This is a genomic window from Pseudomonas sp. N-137 (assembly GCF_034555295.1).
GTDB lineage: Bacteria > Pseudomonadota > Gammaproteobacteria > Pseudomonadales > Pseudomonadaceae > Aquipseudomonas > Aquipseudomonas rhizophila.
This window is the reverse complement of record NZ_JAXUDQ010000032.1, coordinates 226,602-244,754: the sequence shown is the minus strand read 5'-3', so window position 1 is coordinate 244,754 and position 18,153 is coordinate 226,602. Positions and strand designations below refer to the sequence as shown.

Annotated in this window: 15 protein-coding genes; 2 read left to right on the top strand and 13 right to left on the bottom strand. The window is 61.3% G+C overall.

Translation table 11 applies throughout. The features are described from left to right. Positions 1-189: 189 nt before the first annotated feature. From hutG to hutC, 11 genes are all read right to left on the bottom strand, one after another. Complete coding sequence (hutG, locus tag T3A99_RS27640; protein ID WP_160893988.1) at positions 190-993, bottom strand: N-formylglutamate deformylase; 804 nt, start codon at positions 991-993, stop codon at positions 190-192. A gap of 11 nt (positions 994-1,004) precedes the next feature. After that, a complete protein-coding gene (gene hutI / locus T3A99_RS27635) occupies positions 1,005-2,207 on the bottom strand; it encodes an imidazolonepropionase (RefSeq protein WP_322834995.1) in 1,203 nt (400 codons plus the stop codon). Positions 2,208-2,327: 120 nt separating this feature from the next. Further along, on the bottom strand, positions 2,328-3,860 hold the full coding sequence (hutH, locus tag T3A99_RS27630; protein ID WP_047226936.1) for a histidine ammonia-lyase: 1,533 nt from the start codon (positions 3,858-3,860) through the stop codon (positions 2,328-2,330). 114 nt (positions 3,861-3,974) lie between these two features. Beyond that, complete coding sequence (hutH, locus tag T3A99_RS27625) at positions 3,975-5,498, bottom strand: histidine ammonia-lyase (RefSeq protein ID WP_076383361.1); 1,524 nt, start codon at positions 5,496-5,498, stop codon at positions 3,975-3,977. A gap of 171 nt (positions 5,499-5,669) precedes the next feature. Beyond that, entirely contained in the window at positions 5,670-6,500 is an 831-nt protein-coding gene (locus T3A99_RS27620; RefSeq protein ID WP_052915294.1) for a quaternary amine ABC transporter ATP-binding protein, read from the bottom strand. Beyond that, positions 6,497-7,348, bottom strand: a complete 852-nt coding sequence (locus T3A99_RS27615) for an ABC transporter permease (RefSeq protein ID WP_047226934.1) — start codon at positions 7,346-7,348, stop codon at positions 6,497-6,499. The genes T3A99_RS27620 and T3A99_RS27615 overlap by 4 nt, the downstream gene beginning before the upstream one ends. Before the next feature lie 70 nt (positions 7,349-7,418). Beyond that, positions 7,419-8,387, bottom strand: a complete 969-nt coding sequence (locus T3A99_RS27610) for an ABC transporter substrate-binding protein (RefSeq protein WP_047226933.1) — start codon at positions 8,385-8,387, stop codon at positions 7,419-7,421. A 69-nt stretch (positions 8,388-8,456) separates the two neighbouring features. Beyond that, on the bottom strand, positions 8,457-9,923 hold the full coding sequence (locus T3A99_RS27605) for a purine-cytosine permease family protein (RefSeq protein WP_076383360.1): 1,467 nt from the start codon (positions 9,921-9,923) through the stop codon (positions 8,457-8,459). A gap of 145 nt (positions 9,924-10,068) precedes the next feature. Further along, positions 10,069-11,757, bottom strand: a complete 1,689-nt coding sequence (hutU, locus tag T3A99_RS27600) for a urocanate hydratase (protein WP_047226931.1) — start codon at positions 11,755-11,757, stop codon at positions 10,069-10,071. Positions 11,758-12,202: 445 nt separating this feature from the next. Further along, positions 12,203-12,772, bottom strand: a complete 570-nt coding sequence (locus T3A99_RS27595) for a HutD family protein (RefSeq protein ID WP_107323306.1) — start codon at positions 12,770-12,772, stop codon at positions 12,203-12,205. Beyond that, positions 12,772-13,482: a histidine utilization repressor gene (gene hutC, locus T3A99_RS27590; protein ID WP_171061303.1), complete on the bottom strand. Its 711-nt coding sequence runs from the start codon at positions 13,480-13,482 to the stop codon at positions 12,772-12,774. Before hutC ends, T3A99_RS27595 begins: the two co-directional genes overlap by 1 nt. A gap of 144 nt (positions 13,483-13,626) precedes the next feature. Here hutC and T3A99_RS27585 point away from each other — a divergent pair, with 144 nt between their 5' ends. Continuing rightward, positions 13,627-14,991, top strand: a complete 1,365-nt coding sequence (locus tag T3A99_RS27585) for a formimidoylglutamate deiminase (RefSeq protein ID WP_047226928.1) — start codon at positions 13,627-13,629, stop codon at positions 14,989-14,991. A 115-nt stretch (positions 14,992-15,106) separates the two neighbouring features. Here the strand turns inward: T3A99_RS27585 and T3A99_RS27580 are convergent, their stop codons facing one another. Further along, the gene (locus T3A99_RS27580; RefSeq protein WP_047226927.1) at positions 15,107-15,676 is read right to left on the bottom strand and encodes a lipocalin family protein; all 570 of its coding nucleotides are present in this window, start codon (positions 15,674-15,676) and stop codon (positions 15,107-15,109) included. A 31-nt stretch (positions 15,677-15,707) separates the two neighbouring features. Next, entirely contained in the window at positions 15,708-15,962 is a 255-nt protein-coding gene (locus tag T3A99_RS27575; RefSeq protein ID WP_047226926.1) for a lipoprotein, read from the bottom strand. A gap of 283 nt (positions 15,963-16,245) precedes the next feature. On the opposite strand from T3A99_RS27575, the gene T3A99_RS27570 reads away from it, so the two are divergent. Continuing rightward, positions 16,246-18,138 (top strand): methyl-accepting chemotaxis protein, encoded by a 1,893-nt coding sequence (locus T3A99_RS27570; RefSeq protein ID WP_197685214.1) that lies wholly within the window; start codon positions 16,246-16,248, stop codon positions 18,136-18,138. Positions 18,139-18,153: the final 15 nt, after the last annotated feature.

Sequence of the window (18,153 nt, the reverse complement as noted above, 5' to 3'; positions counted from 1 at the left end):
AGCGATTATTGTAGGTCGGTGTCTTAGTGCACCGTGACCGGAACATTACGCAGCGTCGAGGGGCTGAAGATGAACTGTGGCGACCCGGTTTTGCACGGTGGCGACCGTTCCCCTGCGAGGCTCAAGGCCACATCTATCTGAGGGAGCAAGGCTTGCTCCCACCCCCCCCCTAGCCCCAGGAAACAGGCATTATTTCTTGTAGGCCTGCTGCCCCCACGCCAGCAAGCCTTCCAGCAATTCCCTGAGCACCACCTGGGTCGGTTCCGCCAGATCCGCACGGTAGTTGAACGGCTCGAACTCTTCCATGTAGGTGCTCTGGCACAGTTCCAGTTGCACCGCGTGGATGTCCTCAGCCGGGTTGCCGTAGTGCCGCGTGATATGTCCGCCCTTGAAACGTCCGTTGAGCACGTGGGTAAATTCGCCGTGGCGGGCGCAGATAGCTTCGAGCTGGCTGGCCAGCGCCGGGGCGCAACTGGCGCCGTTGAAGGTGCCGAGGTTGAAGTCCGGCAACTTGCCGTCGAACAGGTGTGGGATCACCGAACGGATCGAGTGGGCGTCGAACAGCAAGGCATAGCCGAATTCGGCCTTGAGCCGCGCCAGTTCCTGCCGCAGGGTCTGGTGGTAAGGCACCCAGATCTGTTGCAGATAAGTCGCCCGCTCCGCGGCGGACGGCTCCAGCCCCTGGCGAAACAACGGTACGCCATCGAACAGGATCGAAGGATACAAACCGGTGGTGGCACCGACGTACATCGGCTTGTCATCGTCGGGGCGGTTCAGATCGATCACAAACCGTGAATATTCAGCGGCCAGGGTGCTGGCGCCCAGTTCGGTGGCGAACTCGTAAAGCTTGGGAATATGCCAGTCGGTGTCCGGCAAGCTCTGGGCCTCAGGGATCAAACCAGCCTTCACCGCCGGGGTCAGGCGCAGGCCGGCGTGGGGCATGCTGATCAACAGCGGCACGCGCCCTTGCTTGAAATTCAGGACCTTCTCCACAACCGTTCTCCTTAATCGATTTCCACGCCGTGACGCACGACGCGTTTTTCCAGATCGCCACCCAGCCAGTACGACAGGTCGGCCGGGCGGTCGATGTGCCAGGCGACAAAGTCCGCGACTTTGCCGACTTCCAGCGAACCGTGAGTGACAGCCATGCCCAAGGCCTGGGCCGCATGAATCGTCGCCCCCGCCAGAGCCTCCTCAGGGGTCATGCGAAAGCAGGTGCAGGCCATGTTCAACATCAAGCGCAACGACAGCGCCGGCGAGGTGCCGGGGTTGAGGTCGCTGGCCACGGCGATCTTCACGCCGTGCTTGCGCAGGGCATCCATGGGCGGCAGCTGGGTTTCGCGCAGGAAATAAAATGCCCCCGGCAGCAGCACCGCCACCGTGCCGGATTCGGCCATGGCCCTGGCGTCGTCCTCGGTCATGAATTCCAGATGATCGGCCGACAGCGCCTGATAACGGGCCGCCAGGCTTGAACCGTGCAGCGACGACAATTGTTCAGCGTGCAGCTTCACCGGCAGGCCCAGTTGTTGGGCGGTGATAAACACCCGTTCGACCTGCGCCGGGGAAAACGCCAGGTACTCGCAAAATGCATCCACCGCATCCACCAACCCTTCGGCGGCGAGGGCTGGGAGCATTTCGGTGCAAATGTGCTCGATGTAGTCATCGGCGCGATCAGCGTATTCCGGTGGCAAGGCGTGGGCCGCCAGGCACGTGCTGCGCACGCTGACCGGCAGCTGTTCACCCAGGCGACGGATGACCCGCAGGATCTTGCGTTCGCTGGCCAGGTCCAGGCCGTAGCCGGATTTGATTTCCACCGTGGTCACGCCATCGCGCATCAGGCTTTTCAGGCGTTTGGCGGCGCTGTTGAACAGTTCATCTTCGCTGGCGGCCCGGGTAGCGCGCACGGTGCTGGCGATGCCCCCGCCGGCCGCTGCGATCTCGGCGTAGCTGACGCCCTGCAGGCGCTGTTCGAATTCACCGCTGCGGTTGCCGCCGAACACCGTGTGGGTGTGACAGTCGATCAGCCCAGGAGTGACCCAGGCGCCCTTGAGGTCGTTGACGGCCGGATAGTCACCGGCCGGCAGCTCGGTGCGCGGGCCGATCCATTGAATCAGCTCGCCGTGGGTGACGATGGCGGCGTCTTCGATGATCGAGTAGACGCCCTGGGCCATGGTGGCGGCGTGGCAGTTTTGCCAGAGGGTTTTCATCCCGGTTTCCTCGAATTATTGAAGATCGAATCGCGAGCAGGCTCGCTCCCACAAGGACTTCTGGTGTACCGGGGCTCTACACCACCCCCTGTGGGAGCGAGCTTGCTCGCGATGAGGTCCTTACAGGCTCGGCAACAACTGCGCCGTGACCAGTTCATTCAGGCAACGACTGGCCAACAACTCGCTCGCCGCATTGATGTCCGGCGCGAAGAACCGGTCTTTTTCATAGAACGGCACTTCTGCGCGCAAGAGGGCGCGGGCCTGCTCCAGCTTGGCAGAGGTCTTCAAACCGCCGCGCAGATCCAGCCCCTGGCACGCCGCCAGCCATTCCACCGCCAGAATCCCCCGGGTGTTCTCGGCCATTTCCCACAGCCGCTTACCGGCGGCGGGGGCCATGGACACATGGTCTTCCTGGTTGGCCGAAGTCGGCAGGCTGTCCACCGAATGGGGATGGGACAACGCCTTGTTTTCGCTGGCCAGGGCAGCAGCGGTGACCTGGGCGATCATAAAGCCGGAGTTCACCCCGCCATTGGCCACCAGAAACGGCGGCAGTTGCGACATGTGCTTGTCCATCATCAGCGAAATACGCCGCTCACTCAGCGAACCGATTTCGGCGATTGCCAGGGCCATGTTGTCCGCGGCCATTGCCACCGGCTCGGCGTGGAAGTTGCCACCGGAAATCACGTCGCCCTCGGCGGCGAACACCAGCGGGTTATCCGACACGGCGTTGGCTTCGATCACCAGCACCTCGGCGGCCTGGCGGAACTGGGTCAGACAGGCGCCCATCACTTGTGGCTGGCAGCGCAGGGAATACGGGTCCTGGACCTTGTCGCAATTCTGGTGGGAAGCGGAGACTTCGCTGCGCTCGCCCAGCAGATCGCGATAAGCAGCGGCGGCATCGATCTGGCCTTTCTGGCCGCGCGCGGCGTGAATACGCGCATCGAATGGCGAACGCGAACCGAGCACCGCTTCTACCGTCAAGCTGCCCAGAGCCAGGGCGCCGGCGAACAGGTCTTCGCCTTCGAACAGGCCACGCAAGGCAAACGCCGTGGACACCTGGGTGCCGTTGAGCAGCGCCAGTCCTTCTTTTGCAGCCAGGGTCAGCGGCGCAAGGCCGGCCACTTTCAGCGCTTCGACAGCCGGCAACCATTCACCTTTGTAACGGGCCTTGCCTTCGCCCAACAGCACCAGGGACATGTGGGCCAGCGGCGCCAGATCACCCGAAGCGCCGACCGAGCCTTTCAACGGAATGTGTGGATAGACCTCGGCATTGATCAGCGCAATCAGCGCATCGATCACCTGCCGACGGATGCCGGAAAAACCCCGGCTCAGACTATTGACCTTGAGCACCATGACCAACCGCACCAGCGCATCGCTGATCGGCTCGCCCACGCCAGCGGCATGGGACAGCACCAGAGAGCGTTGCAGGTTTTCCAGGTCTTCACTGGCGATGCGGGTCGAGGCCAGCAGACCAAATCCGGTGTTGATGCCGTAGGCCGTGCGATTCTCGGCGAGAATCTGCTCCACGCAGGCGACGCTGGCTTCGATCTGCGCCGACGCGCTGGCGTCGAGGCTCAGGGTCACGGGTTGCTGATAGATGTCACGCAATTGAGCCAGGCTCAATTGGCCGGGAATCAGGTTTAAGGCAGTCATGTATTGCTCCTTTTGAGAGTTTTGTTTTCACCCGCCAGTCGCTCCGGAATGTTCCGTTATCCGTCACCCTCGCCTTTTGGACGGTGGATGCCTTGGCACGCTGGCGTTTTTTGATCAATTCAAATTCGGTAAAGCGTTGTGCAACACGGCTGGATCTTTAAGCAGCGCAGCAGCGCTGGCGATGTCCGGCGCCAGCCAACGGTCCTGGTCGTAGGCCGGCACATGCTCACGCAGCAGTTTCCAGGCAACGTCAGTGCCGGCCCCGAACCGCTGCGTCTTGAGAAACTCAAAAGCCTGGGCGGCCAGCAGGTATTCGATGGCGAGGATCTGCGTGCAGTTTTCCAACGCCCGGTGCAGCTTCAGGGCGGCGTTGGTGCCCATGCTCAGGTGATCTTCCTGCAAGCCCGAGGTGACAAAGTTGTCGAGCACCGCCGGCTGGGCCAGCTGGCGATTTTCCGCACACAGCGACGCGGCGACGTATTGCACGATCATCATCCCCGAATTCACCCCGGGGTTGGCCACCAGAAAGGCCGGCAGGCCGCTGACGTGGGGGTTGATCAAACGGTCGAGACGACGTTCGGCGATGGAGCCGATTTCGGCCATGGCAATCGCCAGCAGATCCGCCGCCAAAGCCACCGACTGACCGTGGGGGTTGGCCTGGGACATGACCCGGAAGCTCTCCGGCGTGCCCAGCAACAGCGGGTTATCGGTGCTGGCGTTGAGTTCGGTTTCGATCTGTTGCCGGGCATGGGCCAGTTGGTCACGAGCGGCACCGTGGACCTGAGGAATCGAGCGGATGCTCAACGCATCCTGGGTGCGAATGCCCAGGCTCGAAGCGATGACTTCGCTGCCGTCCAGTAGTGCCCGCAAGTTGACGCCGACCTGTTGCATGCCAGGGTGCGGCTTGAGGGCGATGATCTGGGCATCGAACGCCGCGATCTGCCCGCGCTGGGCCTCGAAGCTCATGGCGCCGATCACGTCGGCCCATTGCAGCAGCCGCGTCGCATCGGCCAGGGCCAGGCAACTGAGGCCGGTCATGCACGGCGTGCCGTTGACCAGGCACAAACCGTCCTTGGCCCCCAGTTGCACCGGTTGCAAGCCCTCTGCGGCCAGAGCCTGTTGCGCCGAGACGATTTGCCCGCGATAGCTGACATTGCCAACGCCCAACAACGCGATGCTGATATGGGCCATGTGGGTCAGGTAGCCCACCGAACCCTGGGACGGCACTTGCGGGGTGATGCCGCGATTGAGCAGCGCCAGCAGGGCTTCGACCACCCGGCGATGAATGCCGGACTTGCCCTGGCTGTAGTTGAGGATGGCCGCGCAGACAATCGCCCGGGTCTGTTCATCGGCCAGCGGCGCGCCAACGCCACAGGCATGGCTGAGCAGTGTGTTGCGCGACAATTGGCTGAGCTGTTCGTCCTTGAGCGAGACATTGCACAGGGCACCCAGGCCGGTGTTGACGCCATAAGCGCGCTCGCCGCTTTCGACGATGCGCTGGACGATGGCCTGGGCATTGTCGATCCGCGCCCAGGCCTGGGCCGACAGCTCAAGCTCGGCACCGAAGCGGGCGACCGCGACCACATCCTGCCAACGCAATGGCGCGTCGGCGATTACGATTTTTTCAGCCTGGGACATCTTCAACCTCATGCTTATAACCTGAACATTGATGCAGCTTTACCGGCGCCATCGCGAGCAGGCTCGCTCCCACAGGGATTTGCTTTGGACACAAAATGGGGTGAACAAAAAAGACCCCATTGTGGGAGCGAGCCTGCTCGCGATGGGAGCAGCCCAGCCACCACAAATCCCTCAAACCACCGCAGCCCTGCGCTGCACAAACCGATCAACATACTCATCCGCCGGCGAGTGCAGGATCTCTCGGGGTGTTCCGACCTGGATCAGCTTGCCATCCTTGAGAATCGCGATGCGGTTGCCGATGCGCACGGCTTCGTCGAGGTCGTGGGTGATGAACACGATGGTTTTGTGCAGGGTCTTTTGCAGTTCCAGCAACTGGTCCTGCATTTCCGCGCGGATCAGCGGGTCGAGGGCGCTGAACGCTTCGTCCATCAGGATGATGTCGGTATCCGCCGCCAAGGCACGGGCCAGGCCCACGCGCTGGCGCATGCCGCCGGAGAGCTGGTGCGGGTATTTGTTCTCGTAGCCCTTCAGGCCCACGGTGTTGATCCAGTGCAGCGCACGCTCAGTGCAGACCTGCTTGCTCTCGCCACGCACTTTCAAGCCATAGGCGACGTTGTCCAGCACGCTCTTGTGGGGCAACAGGCCGAAGCTCTGGAACACCATGCTGATCTTGTGCCGGCGAAATTCGCGCAGGGCTTCCATGTCCAGTTGCAGAATGTCTTCGCCGTCCACCAGGATCGCGCCGCTGGTAGGATCGATCAGCCGGTTGAAGTGGCGCACTAAAGTGGACTTGCCGGAGCCGGAAAGCCCCATGATCACGAAGATCTCACCGGTGCCAATGCTCAACGACAAGTCGTTCACACCGACCACGCAACCGGTTTCGGCCAGCACCTGGTCCTTGGTCTTGTTCTGGCGGATCAGCTCCAAAGCCTCCTTGGAGCGATTGCCGAAAATCTTGAAGACGTTCTTGACTTCGATCTTGCTGATGGCTGCGTTGTTCATTTGCTCACCTCATGCCGAGGACGACCATAGGCCTGGGTAATGCGGTCGATGACCACGGCGAGAATCACGATCGCCAGCCCGGCTTCCAGGCCGCGTCCGACGTTGAGGGTCTGGATGCCCACCAGCACATCTTCGCCCAGGCCACGGGCGCCGATCATCGAAGCGATGACGACCATCGACAGGGCCATCATGGTGGTCTGGTTGATCCCGGCCATGATGCTTGGCAGGGCCAGGGGCAGTTGCACGCCGAACAGCTGTTGCCAACGGTTGGCGCCGAAGGCATTGATGGCTTCCATCACTTCGCCGTCCACCTGGCGAATGCCCAGGTCGGTCAGACGAATCAATGGCGGCGCGGCGTAGATCACCGTGGCGAAAATCGCCGGGACCTTGCCCAGGCCAAACAGCATCAATACTGGAATCAGGTACACGAAGCTCGGCATGGTTTGCATGATGTCCAACAACGGCATCAACACCGAACGCAGGCGATTGCTGCGGGCCGAGAGGATGCCCAGCGGAATGCCGATCAACACCGAAATAAATGTCGCCACCAGCATCAGGGCGAGGGTCTGCATCAGTTTGTCCCACAGGCCCACCGCGCCCACCAGGAACAGCAGGCCGACAATCACCGCCGTGGTCGCGACCTTGCGGGTGGCGTGCCAGGCAATGCCGCCGACGATGGCCAGCATCAACCACCAGGGTGCCATGCGCAGCAGGCCTTCGAGGTTGACGATGGCCCACAGCAAGGTGTCGGAAATGTGCCGGAACACATCGCCGTAGTTGGTCACCAGGGAGTCGACCCAACTGTTGACCCAGTCGGCGATGGAGAAGGTAAAGCTTTCGGGAAACATAAGAGACTCTCGATCAAGTGGATGCAGTGAACGTCCCGGCCAGCCCTAGGGTTGGCCGGGTGTATTCGACCTACAGAGCCGCGTCGATTTTCTTGGCCGCGTCTTCACTGACCCAGGCGTGCCAGACTTCAGGATGTTCCTTCAGGAAGATCTTCGCCAGTTTCGGCGACTCGATCCGCTCCTTGGCCATGCGCCCGAGGTTCTGGTTCAGGATATCGATGGGCAGATTGACCTTTTCCAGCACCGCCACCAGTTCAGGCGCTTCGTCGTGGAAGGTCTTGGACAGGCCGACCTTGATGGTCACACTTTTGTCCACGCCCGGTTTTTCTTCCAGTTTCACCAGGTCCACCTGACCCATGAGCGGGGTTGGCGACCAGTAGTAGAACAGGATCGGCTCGCCGCGCTTGTAGCTCGACAGCACCGCCGCATCCAGGGCCGGACCGGTGCCGGGGCGGAAGTTGGTGTAGGTTTTTTCCAGGCCATAGCTTTTCAGCATTTCGCTGTTGTCCAGCTCACAGGTCCAGCCGGCCGGGCAGTTGTAGAAGCGGCCCTTGGATGGCTCTTCCTGATCCTTGAACACAGCGGCGTACTGGCCCAGGTCGGCGATGTTCTTCAGGCCCGGCGCCTTGGCTTCAAGCTTACGCTTGGCGTCACCCTCGATCACATAGCGCGGCACGTACCAGCCTTCGATGGCACCCACCACCGGGGCGCCGACGCCGACAACCTTGCCGGCCTTCTCGGCCTTGTTCCAGACTTCACTGCGACCGACCCATTCTTCGGCGAACACCTGAATGTCGTTGCTGCTCAAGGCGTTCTCCATGGTGATGGAGTTGCCTGGCAGACTGTCGGTCTTGCAGCCGTAGCCTTTTTCCAGCACCACTTGCATGACGTCGGTCAGCAACATGCCGCTTTCCCAGTTCAGACCGGCGAATTTCACCGGCTTGCCCGACTCGCACCAACCCGCCGCTTGCGTGGCGCCGGCACTGGCCAGCAGGCCCATGCAAAGCAATGTGGTCAGCAGGGTCTTGTTCGATTTCATTATGTGACGCTCCTAATCAGTGAATTGGCTTACGGCAGTCAAGAGGCATCCAGCCCTGTCAACATCCCATCAGGCCGCTTGGATGCGACCCGCCCTGCTCGGTTGTGCGTCAACCGCGTCCTGCTCGACCGGCAGGATCAATTGATCGGGTACAGCGCTGTGCCACTTCCTGGCGGCGAGGTAATACAGCACCGCCGGAACCACCAGGCCGATGATCCAGGAAATATCCACACCCCCCATCGCTTCCACCAGCGGACCGGTATAGAACTTGGTGGCGATGAACGGCAGTTGAACCAGTACACCGAAGACATAGACGCTGATACCAAGGGCATTCCAACGACCGTAGCGACCGTTCGGGTCGGCCAGCGCCGGCACGTCATAGCGCTCGCGAGTGATGCAGTAGTAGTCCACCAGATTGATCGCGCTCCAAGGCGTAAAGAACGCCAGCAAGAACAGGATGAAAGACTTGAACGCACCGAGGAACGAGTGCTGACCGAGCAGCGCGATCAGGGTCGCCGCGCCGACGATGACCAGCACGAAGCCTAGACGCTGCAAGCGCGTGACGTTCAGGTGACCCCGAAAACCACTGATGATGGTCGCAATGCACATGAAGCTGCCGTAGGAGTTCAGCGTGGAGATAGTGACCTTGCCAAAAGCGATGCTGAAGTACAGCAGCGCAGCGGTGGCACCGGTACCACCCAGGCCAACGATGTAGGCCACTTCGTGACCCGCGAACTGCCCATTGGCCGAGGCGGCGGCAAACACGCCAAGGATCATCGCCACCTGCGCGCCGATGACTGAACCTGCGCCTGCGGCAAAAAAGGTTTTCACCGAGGAAGTCTTGCTCGGCAGGTAACGCGAATAGTCCGCCACGTAGGGGCCGAAGGCGATCTGCCAGGAAGCCGCGAGCGACACCGCAAGCAGGAAACTGCTCCAGCTGAAATGGCGGATTTGCAGGAGTGCGCCAACGTCCGTCTGGCTCATCAGGCGAGCGAACAGGTAAACAAAGGCGATCACACCAATGACGCTGGCGACACGGCCAATGAAGTGAATCACCCGATAACCGAGCACCGTGACCAGCACGATGGTACTGGCGAAAATGAGGATGCCGACACTGTCGCTGACACCAAACAACTGGCCCAGCGCCTGGCCGGAAAGCACGGTTCCGGTTGCGGTGAAACCCAGGTACATCAGGCACACCAGCACGATCGGGATGGCCGCGCCGTACACACCGAACTGCACCCGGCTGGAGATCATCTGCGGCAGGCCAAGCTTGGGCCCTTGCGCGGCATGCAACGCCATGACGCCACCGCCGAGCAGTTGGCCGATCAGCAAACCGATCAACGACCAGAACACATCACCACCCAGCACCACCGCCAATGCGCCGGTGACAATGGCAGTGATTTGCAGGTTGGCACCCATCCAGAGGGTGAACTGGCTCAACAATCGGCCGTGTCTCTCCGCTTCCGGTATGTAGTCGATCGAACGCCTCTCGATCAACGGCTTGCTGCTTGCGCGTGTGCGGGTGACGGCCATGGTTCAACCTCTGTGGATTGTCCTAGTTCGAGCGTTGCTTTTTTGTGGGAGCGAGCCTGCTCGCGATGGCGGCCTATCAGCCAACACAAGTGTTGAATGTGCCGGCCACATCGCGAGCAAGCTCGCTCCCACATGGGCTCCGGGGTTACTTGCCGGTGATCATCGGCAGGTTCAGCCCCTGTTCCTTGGCGCAATCAATCGCGATCTGGTAGCCAGCATCAGCATGGCGCATCACCCCAGTACCCGGATCGTTGTGCAGCACGCGGGCAATTCGCTCGGCCGCTTCGTCGGTGCCGTCGCAGACAATGACCATGCCCGAATGCTGGGAGAAGCCCATGCCGACGCCGCCGCCATGGTGCAGCGACACCCAGGTCGCGCCGCTGGCGGTGTTGAGCAAGGCGTTGAGCAACGGCCAATCGGACACGGCATCGGAACCGTCCTGCATGGCTTCGGTTTCGCGGTTGGGGCTGGCCACGGAACCGGAGTCCAGGTGGTCGCGGCCGATCACGATAGGGGCCGACAATTCGCCGCTGCGCACCATTTCGTTGAACGCCAGGCCCAGCTTGGCACGCTGGCCCAGGCCGACCCAGCAGATACGCGCCGGCAGACCCTGGAAGCTGATGCGCTCGCGGGCCATGTCCAGCCAGTTGTGCAGATGGGCGTCGTCGGGGATCAGTTCCTTGACCTTGGCGTCGGTCTTGTAAATGTCCTGCGGGTCGCCCGACAGCGCAGCCCAGCGGAACGGGCCGATGCCACGGCAGAACAGCGGACGGATATACGCCGGTACGAACCCTGGGAAATCGAAGGCATTTTCGACGCCCTCTTCCTGGGCCATCTGACGGATGTTGTTGCCGTAGTCGAAGGTCGGCACGCCCATTTTCTGGAAGGCCAGCATGGCTTTGACGTGGACGGCCATCGATTGTTTGGCCGCTTTGACCACGGCAGCAGGCTCAGTCTTGGCGCGGGCGCGGTACTCGTCCCAGGTCCAGCCGGCCGGCAGGTAACCGTTGAGCGGGTCGTGGGCGCTGGTCTGGTCGGTAACCATGTCCGGGCGCACACCGCGACGGACCATTTCCGGCAGGATTTCGGCGGCGTTGCCACAGAGCGCGATGGAGATCGCCTTGCCTTCTGCGGTGTATTTCTCGATACGGGCCAGCGCGTCGTCCAGATCAGTGGCCTGTTCGTCGACATAACGAGTCTTGAGGCGGAAATCGATGCTCACCTGCTGGCATTCGATGTTCAGCGAGCAAGCGCCGGCCAGGGTCGCGGCCAACGGCTGCGCACCGCCCATGCCGCCCAGGCCGGCCGTGAGGACCCAGCGCCCCTTGAGGTTGGCGTCGTAATGCTGGCGACCGGCCTCGACGAAGGTCTCGTAGGTGCCTTGGACAATGCCCTGGCTGCCGATGTAGATCCAGCTGCCGGCGGTCATCTGGCCGTACATGGCCAGGCCCTTGGCGTCCAGTTCGTTGAAGTGTTCCCAACTGGCCCAGTGCGGCACCAGGTTGGAGTTGGCGATCAACACGCGAGGAGCGTTGCTGTGGGTTTTGAACACGCCCACCGGCTTGCCGGATTGCACCAGCAGGGTTTCGTCGTCGTTGAGGTTGGTCAGGCTTTCGACGATCTTGTCGTAGCACTCCCAGTTACGCGCCGCACGGCCGATGCCACCGTAAACCACCAGTTCCTTGGGGTTCTCGGCCACTTCGGGGTCGAGGTTGTTCATCAACATGCGCAGCGGCGCTTCGGTCAGCCAGCTCTTGGCGGTCAGGGTGTTACCGCGTGGGGCACGGATTTCAACGTCACGGTATTTTTCGGGTTTGCGGGTAGCGTCGGTCACAGCAAGAACTCCTCAGCGATCAATCCAGACCAGCCCAGGCAATGGGCGCGATTTCCAGGCACGTTACGTTGAGCAATGGTGACTCATACGCATACGTCTTTACTTGTATGTACAAGCATATGCAATCAGGCGGCCAACTTGATGAATGCGCGCCCAAGGAAAACGACGAGCATGGTTGTGAGTCCCGTAATTAAAGGGCTCTAGCGGAAAATGAAATTTCTGAAGGGGATTTTTGGTACTGGAAGGAAGGGCCAATAAAGCGTGGCGTTGCGCCACGCTGGGGCATTCGGTAACAAGTTGGTGCGAGTAGAAGGAACAACGATCAGGCTTTTGTGGCGAGGGGGCTTGCTCCCGCTGGGGTGCGAAGCAGCCCTATATTTTTTGCGACTGCTGCGCAGTCGAGCGGGAGCAAGCTCCCTCGCCACAATGGCCTACACGTCTGAGGTCAGTGAGCAGTCAGCTCGATCACACAGCACTGGCCAGCAGTTGATATCTCCAGCAATCCGGTGTTACCGCTCAGTTGCAGGCAGTCGTAAAGCCCCAGTGCCTCGACAGCCGTATCAATCTTGACCCTCAGCGTCGGAGCCGCACTGAACACCAACACCGTCCCCGCCTCACTGAAAAACCGCTGCTGGCCGCCCATCCACTGCAACCGCGCGCGGTAACGCAGTGGCGCGTAGATCAGGTTGAAATCACGAATCGGCCCGCCCAGCAACGTACAGTGCACATGGCTCTCGCCGTTGAATGCAAAAGGGTCCAGCGGATGCAAAGCCCGCGTAACCTGACCATCGACGTTCAGCGTCATGCCGTCACCCTGCAAGACACTGATGACCCGCTCGTAACCGGCGAAGCTGGAAAAGCCACCCGACTCAGCAATATCGGCAATCGACAGGCGCCAGCCGAAACCGTCCAGGCCGGTACCCGCATCACGGGTAATTTCTTCGGTGCTGCCGCCGCCGTTTTTCCATGGCATGCGTGGATAATCGGCGGCGCGCAGAACTTTCATCTGCTTGATCATTTATGAAAGCGTCCTTCCAGACGATGACGGGAACCGGGGTGAATCAGGCGCGCGGCGGTTACCGGCTGACGCCCCGACCAGGTGCGGCGGCGAATCAACAGGCATGGCTCGCCCCGTTCGATCTGCAGCAGCTTGCACTCGCTCGCCTCAGCGAGAATCGCTTCAACCACGTGCTCGCCTTCGGTCAGCGGCGCAACCTGATTGAGGTAGGCGTAGGGCGTTTGCAGGGTGAAGTCCTGCTTGAGGTAGTCCGGGGCCACCAGGGCATTGACGAAACGGTCCTCGATTTGCACGGGGATGTCGTTTTCGAAATGAACGATCAGCGAATGGAATACCTTCTGGCCTTCGCGCATGTCCAGGGCCAGGGCGCGCTCGGAACCGGCGGCCTCTTCCTCCAGTGTGATGACCTTGCACGTATGGCGATGGCCTCGGGAGGCGATCTCGTCGGCAATGTTATGCACTTCGAACAACGCCGACTGGCTCTTGGGCTCGGCCACGAAGGTGCCGACGCCCTGCATGCGCACCAACAGGCCGTCGGCGGTCATCTCACGCAGGGCACGGTTGATGGTCATGCGGCTGAAACCCAGTTGGCTGACCAGTTCGCTTTCCGATGGCACGCGGTAATGCGGCGGCCAGTTTCCACTGTCGATCTGCTGGGTGATCATCTGTTTGACGCGGGCGTACAAGGGCGCCGGACTGTCGCCCATGTTTGCGGCCAGCGGCGGTTTGGCAGGCGGAGTCGGCACGGCGGTTCCTTGTTCTGCAAAAGAAGGGTGCTAGCTTGCCGGAGTTTACCGGGCAGGCAAACGTCTGTATATGTATATACAAATTACGCACGATGAGGTTGAACCATGTCCGCCTTCTTTGCCGAACGCGCGCTGCTGCCTAGTGGATGGGCCCATGATGTACGTTTTGAAGTCGACGCCAGCGGCGTCTTGACTCATATCCAGGCCGATTCCCAGGCAAACGGCGCCGAACGGCTGGGCGGGCCACTGTTGCCTGGCATGCCGAACCTGCACTCCCACGCCTTCCAGCGGGCCATGGCCGGGCTGGCGGAAGTGGCGGGCAACCCCAACGACAGTTTCTGGACCTGGCGCGACCTGATGTACAGCCTCGTCGGAAAAATCAGCCCCGATCAGCTCGGCATCATCGCCCGACAGCTGTACATCGAAATGCTCAAGGCCGGTTACACCTCGGTCGCCGAATTCCATTATGTACACCACGACACCGACGGCACGCCTTACGCCGACCCGGCGGAACTGGCCCTGCGCATCAGCCAGGCCGCCAGCGCCGCCGGCATCGGCCTGACCCTGCTGCCGGTGCTCTACAGCCATTCCGGTTTCGGTGGCCAGGCCCCCAATGACGGGCAACGTCGATTCATCAACAGCACCGAAAACTACTTGAAACTTCAGTCACGCTTGCAGCCGATCCTGGCCGGGCAACCAGCCCAGGCGCTGGGTTTGTGTTTCCACTCGCTGCGCGCCGTGACCCCCGGGCAAATCCAGGAAGTGCTGGCCGCCAGCGACCGCCATTGCCCGGTGCACATCCACATTGCCGAGCAGCAAAAGGAAGTCGACGACTGCCTGAGCTGGAGTGGCGCCCGACCGCTGCAATGGCTGTACGAAAACACCGAGGTGGATCAGCGCTGGTGCCTGGTCCACGCCACCCACGCCAATGCTCACGAAGTCAGCCTCATGGCCAGGAGCCAAGCGATTGCCGGCCTGTGCCTGACCACCGAAGCCAACCTGGGTGATGGGATTTTCCCGGCGGTGGATTTCCTCGCCCAGGGCGGACGTCTTGGGATCGGTTCCGACAGCCATGTGTCGTTGAGCGTGGTGGAAGAGCTGCGCTGGCTGGAATACGGCCAGCGCCTGCGAGATCAACGGCGCAACCGCTTGTATCGGACCGATCAACCGATGATCGGGCGCACCTTGTTCGATGCCGCGCTGCAAGGGGGTGCCCAGGCGTTGGGACAACCGGTCGGCGCCCTCGAAGTGGGCAAGCGCGCCGACTGGCTGGTGCTCGATGGCAACGATCCGTACCTGGCCAGCGCCAACGGCGATGGGATTCTCAATCGCTGGCTGTTTGCCGGCGCAGATCGTCAGGTGCGGGATGTGATGGTTGGCGGGCAATGGGTCGTGCGTGACGGGCATCATGCCGGGGAGGAGGACAGTGCGCGGGCGTTTACTCAAGTCTTGCGCGAACTGTTGGGTTGACCACAAAAACTGTGGGAGCGAGCCTGCTCGCGATGGCGGTCTATCAGTCAACATCTGTGTTGAATGTGACGACCTCATCGCGAGCAGGCTCGCTCCCACATTTGATCGGTGACTATCAATCCGAAGTCTTGGCCATCTGCCGATCCGAGGCACGCCAGATCAACCGTGTTGTGTCGTAACCCTGCTGGCGCGCCTTGCTCAGCAGTTCTTCGCGCACAACGCCATTGACCGTCGGGGTTCGGGACAGCAACCACATGTAGCGACGACTCGGGTCACCGACGATGGCGGTCTTGTAATCATCGCTGACATACAGGACCCAGTATTGCCCCTTCGCTACACCCGGCACGATCCGCGAAAACCAGTTATCAAACTCGACCCAGAGCTTGTCGGTCTTGCCCGGCACTTGAGGCGTTGCAGTGCCCCTGGCTTCTTCCCACTGCCAGTCCGAGGTCAGGCAGCGGTTGAACACATCCACATTGCCGTCAGGCTTGAGGGTGTAGTGGGCTTCGGATTGCGCGCAGTTGCGCTGGAAGTACATCGGTAGACGGGCCAACTCGTACCAGGTCCCTTGGTAACGCTTGAGGTCGACGCTGTTGACAGTCTTTGGCGCCAACGGGTCTTCGCCAGAAGTGGCACAGCCAGCCAATACCAGGCCGGCAAAAAGCACTAACAATAACCGCATCATTATTTTTCTCCCGCGGGCCGGTGGCCCCGGTTTACTTCAGGCCTTGGCCGGAAAACATCAACACTTTGTCACCGGCGTACTGCACGCTGATAAAGCTCTTCTGGTCGCCCCAGGTGCAACTGGACATGCCGAGCGCGCCCGAACAATCGGTCGGTTTCCCCAACAACGCTTCGACTTCGGCCTTGGGCATGCCGGCAGACAGTTTCGAATAGTTTTCCTGGTTGACCTTGCTGCATGCCGTCAACAAGACGCACAAGGACAACAGGGCGATAGATCGCAGCGACATGGTGTAACTCCTGGAACGGAAGGGGGTGGCAGGGTGCCAACCAGAACCTTAGAAGAGAAAACCCCTATCTGGTTCCCCGACAGACCCAGTATTTGTTGGGCTTTGGGCCGGTGTTTCATGGATGAATCAACCCGTTTGTGACGCCGTCGTGTATTTCGTCGGGATTAGCCTGCACGCGCCTGATTCAAAGCGCTTTGGAGCCGATAAAAAGAGCAGCGCGATGCCAGGTGTTATGGCAAATTGACGCCCCTTCCTGACCAGCTCCTCTGCGGTAGCGTTCTTAATGACCAGAAACATGAAATTCAGCCACAAAATCCTGCTGGCTGCTGCGCTCGTGGTAGCCGTTGCATTCGCCTGCTTCATCCTGTTCAACGACTACCGTCAGCGCCAGGGCTTGCAAGCCAGCACCGAGACCTCCATGCAGGAGCTCGGCAGCCTGACCAGCCGCAACATTCAAACCTGGGTCGAAGGCCGCACCCAATTGCTGCAATCGTTGGCCCAGCAGATTGCCGTGGACGGCAGCAGTGCCGATAGTCTCAAGCGCGCCGTGGGCCTACCGGCCTACACCGGCAACTTCCAGCTCAGCTATTTCGGTGGCACCGACGGCGTGATGTTCTCGGTACCGGCCGGCAATCGTGCGGCCGACTACGATCCCCGCGCCCGTGGCTGGTACAAGGCCGCCAACAGCGCCCAACAAACCATCGTCACCGAACCCTACATCGCCGCCTCGTCGGGCAAACTGGTAATAACCGTCGCCACCCCGGTACAACATCAGAACCAGATGATCGGCGTGGCCGGTGCGGACATCGACCTGTCCAGCGTCAGCGCCATCATCAACTCGCTGAATTTCGGCGGCCACGGCCATGCGTTCATCGTCAGCGCCGACGGCAAGATCCTCATCCACCCCGACAGCAAGCGCGTGCTCAAGACCCTGGCCGAGGCCTACCCTGACGGTGCACTGCACGTCAGCCCAGGCATGAAAGAAGTCGAGCTCGACGGCAAGACTCAATACCTCTCCTTCACGCGGGTCAACGGCGTACCGGGGGCCGACTGGTACGTGGCGCTGGTGCTCGACAAGAACACTGCCCTGGCGATGCTCAGCGAGTTCCGTACTTCGGCGCTGATCGCCATGGTGATTGCCGTAGTATTCATCATCGCCCTGCTGGGCATGCTGATCCGCGTGCTGATGCAACCGCTGCTGACCATGGGCCGCGCCATGCATGACATCGCCGAAGGCGAAGGCGACCTGACACGCCGTCTGACCATCCATGGCCAGGACGAATTCGGCGCTCTGGGCACGTCGTTCAACCGTTTCGTGGAGCGTATTCACACGTCGATCCGCGAAGTGGCCTCGGCCACCGGTCTGGTCAACGAAGTCGCACTGCGTGTGGTCAGCGCGTCAAACTCGTCGATGGTCAATTCCGATCAGCAGGCTTCACGCACCAGCAGCGTGGCCGCGGCGATCAACCAGCTCGGTGCCGCCGCCCAGGAAATCGCCCAGAACGCCGCCCTCGCCTCGCAACATTCCAGCGATGCCCGCAGTCTGGCCGAAGATGGTCAACACGTGGTGGATAAAACCATCACCGCCATGCAGCAGTTGTCCGCCAAGATCAGCGATTCGTGCGGCAACATCGAAACCCTGAACAACAATACGGTGAACATCGGCCAGATCCTTGAGGTGATTACCAGCATTTCCCAGCAGACCAACCTGCTCGCCCTGAACGCCGCCATCGAAGCCGCCCGGGCCGGTGAAGCCGGTCGCGGCTTCGCGGTGGTGGCCGATGAAGTGCGCAACCTGGCTCATCGCACCCAGGATTCGGCGCAGCAGGTGCAGAAGATGATCGAGGAGCTGCAAGTCGGCGCCCGGGAAGCGGTCCTGACCATGACCGACAGCCAGCGCCAGAGCGAAAGCAGCGTCGGCATCGCCAACCAGGCCGGCGAACGCCTGGGCAGCGTGACCCAGCGCATCGGTGAAATCGACGGCATGAACCAGTCCGTGGCCACCGCCACAGAAGAGCAGACCGCCGTGGTGGAATCGATCAACGTCGACATCACCGAAATCAACACGCTGAACCAGGAAGGTGTGGAAAACCTGCAAGCGACATTGCGGGCCTGTGCCGACCTTGAACAGCAAGCGGCGCGGTTGAAGCAGTTGGTGGGTAGTTTCCGAATCTAGTGCCCGGGCGGGGCC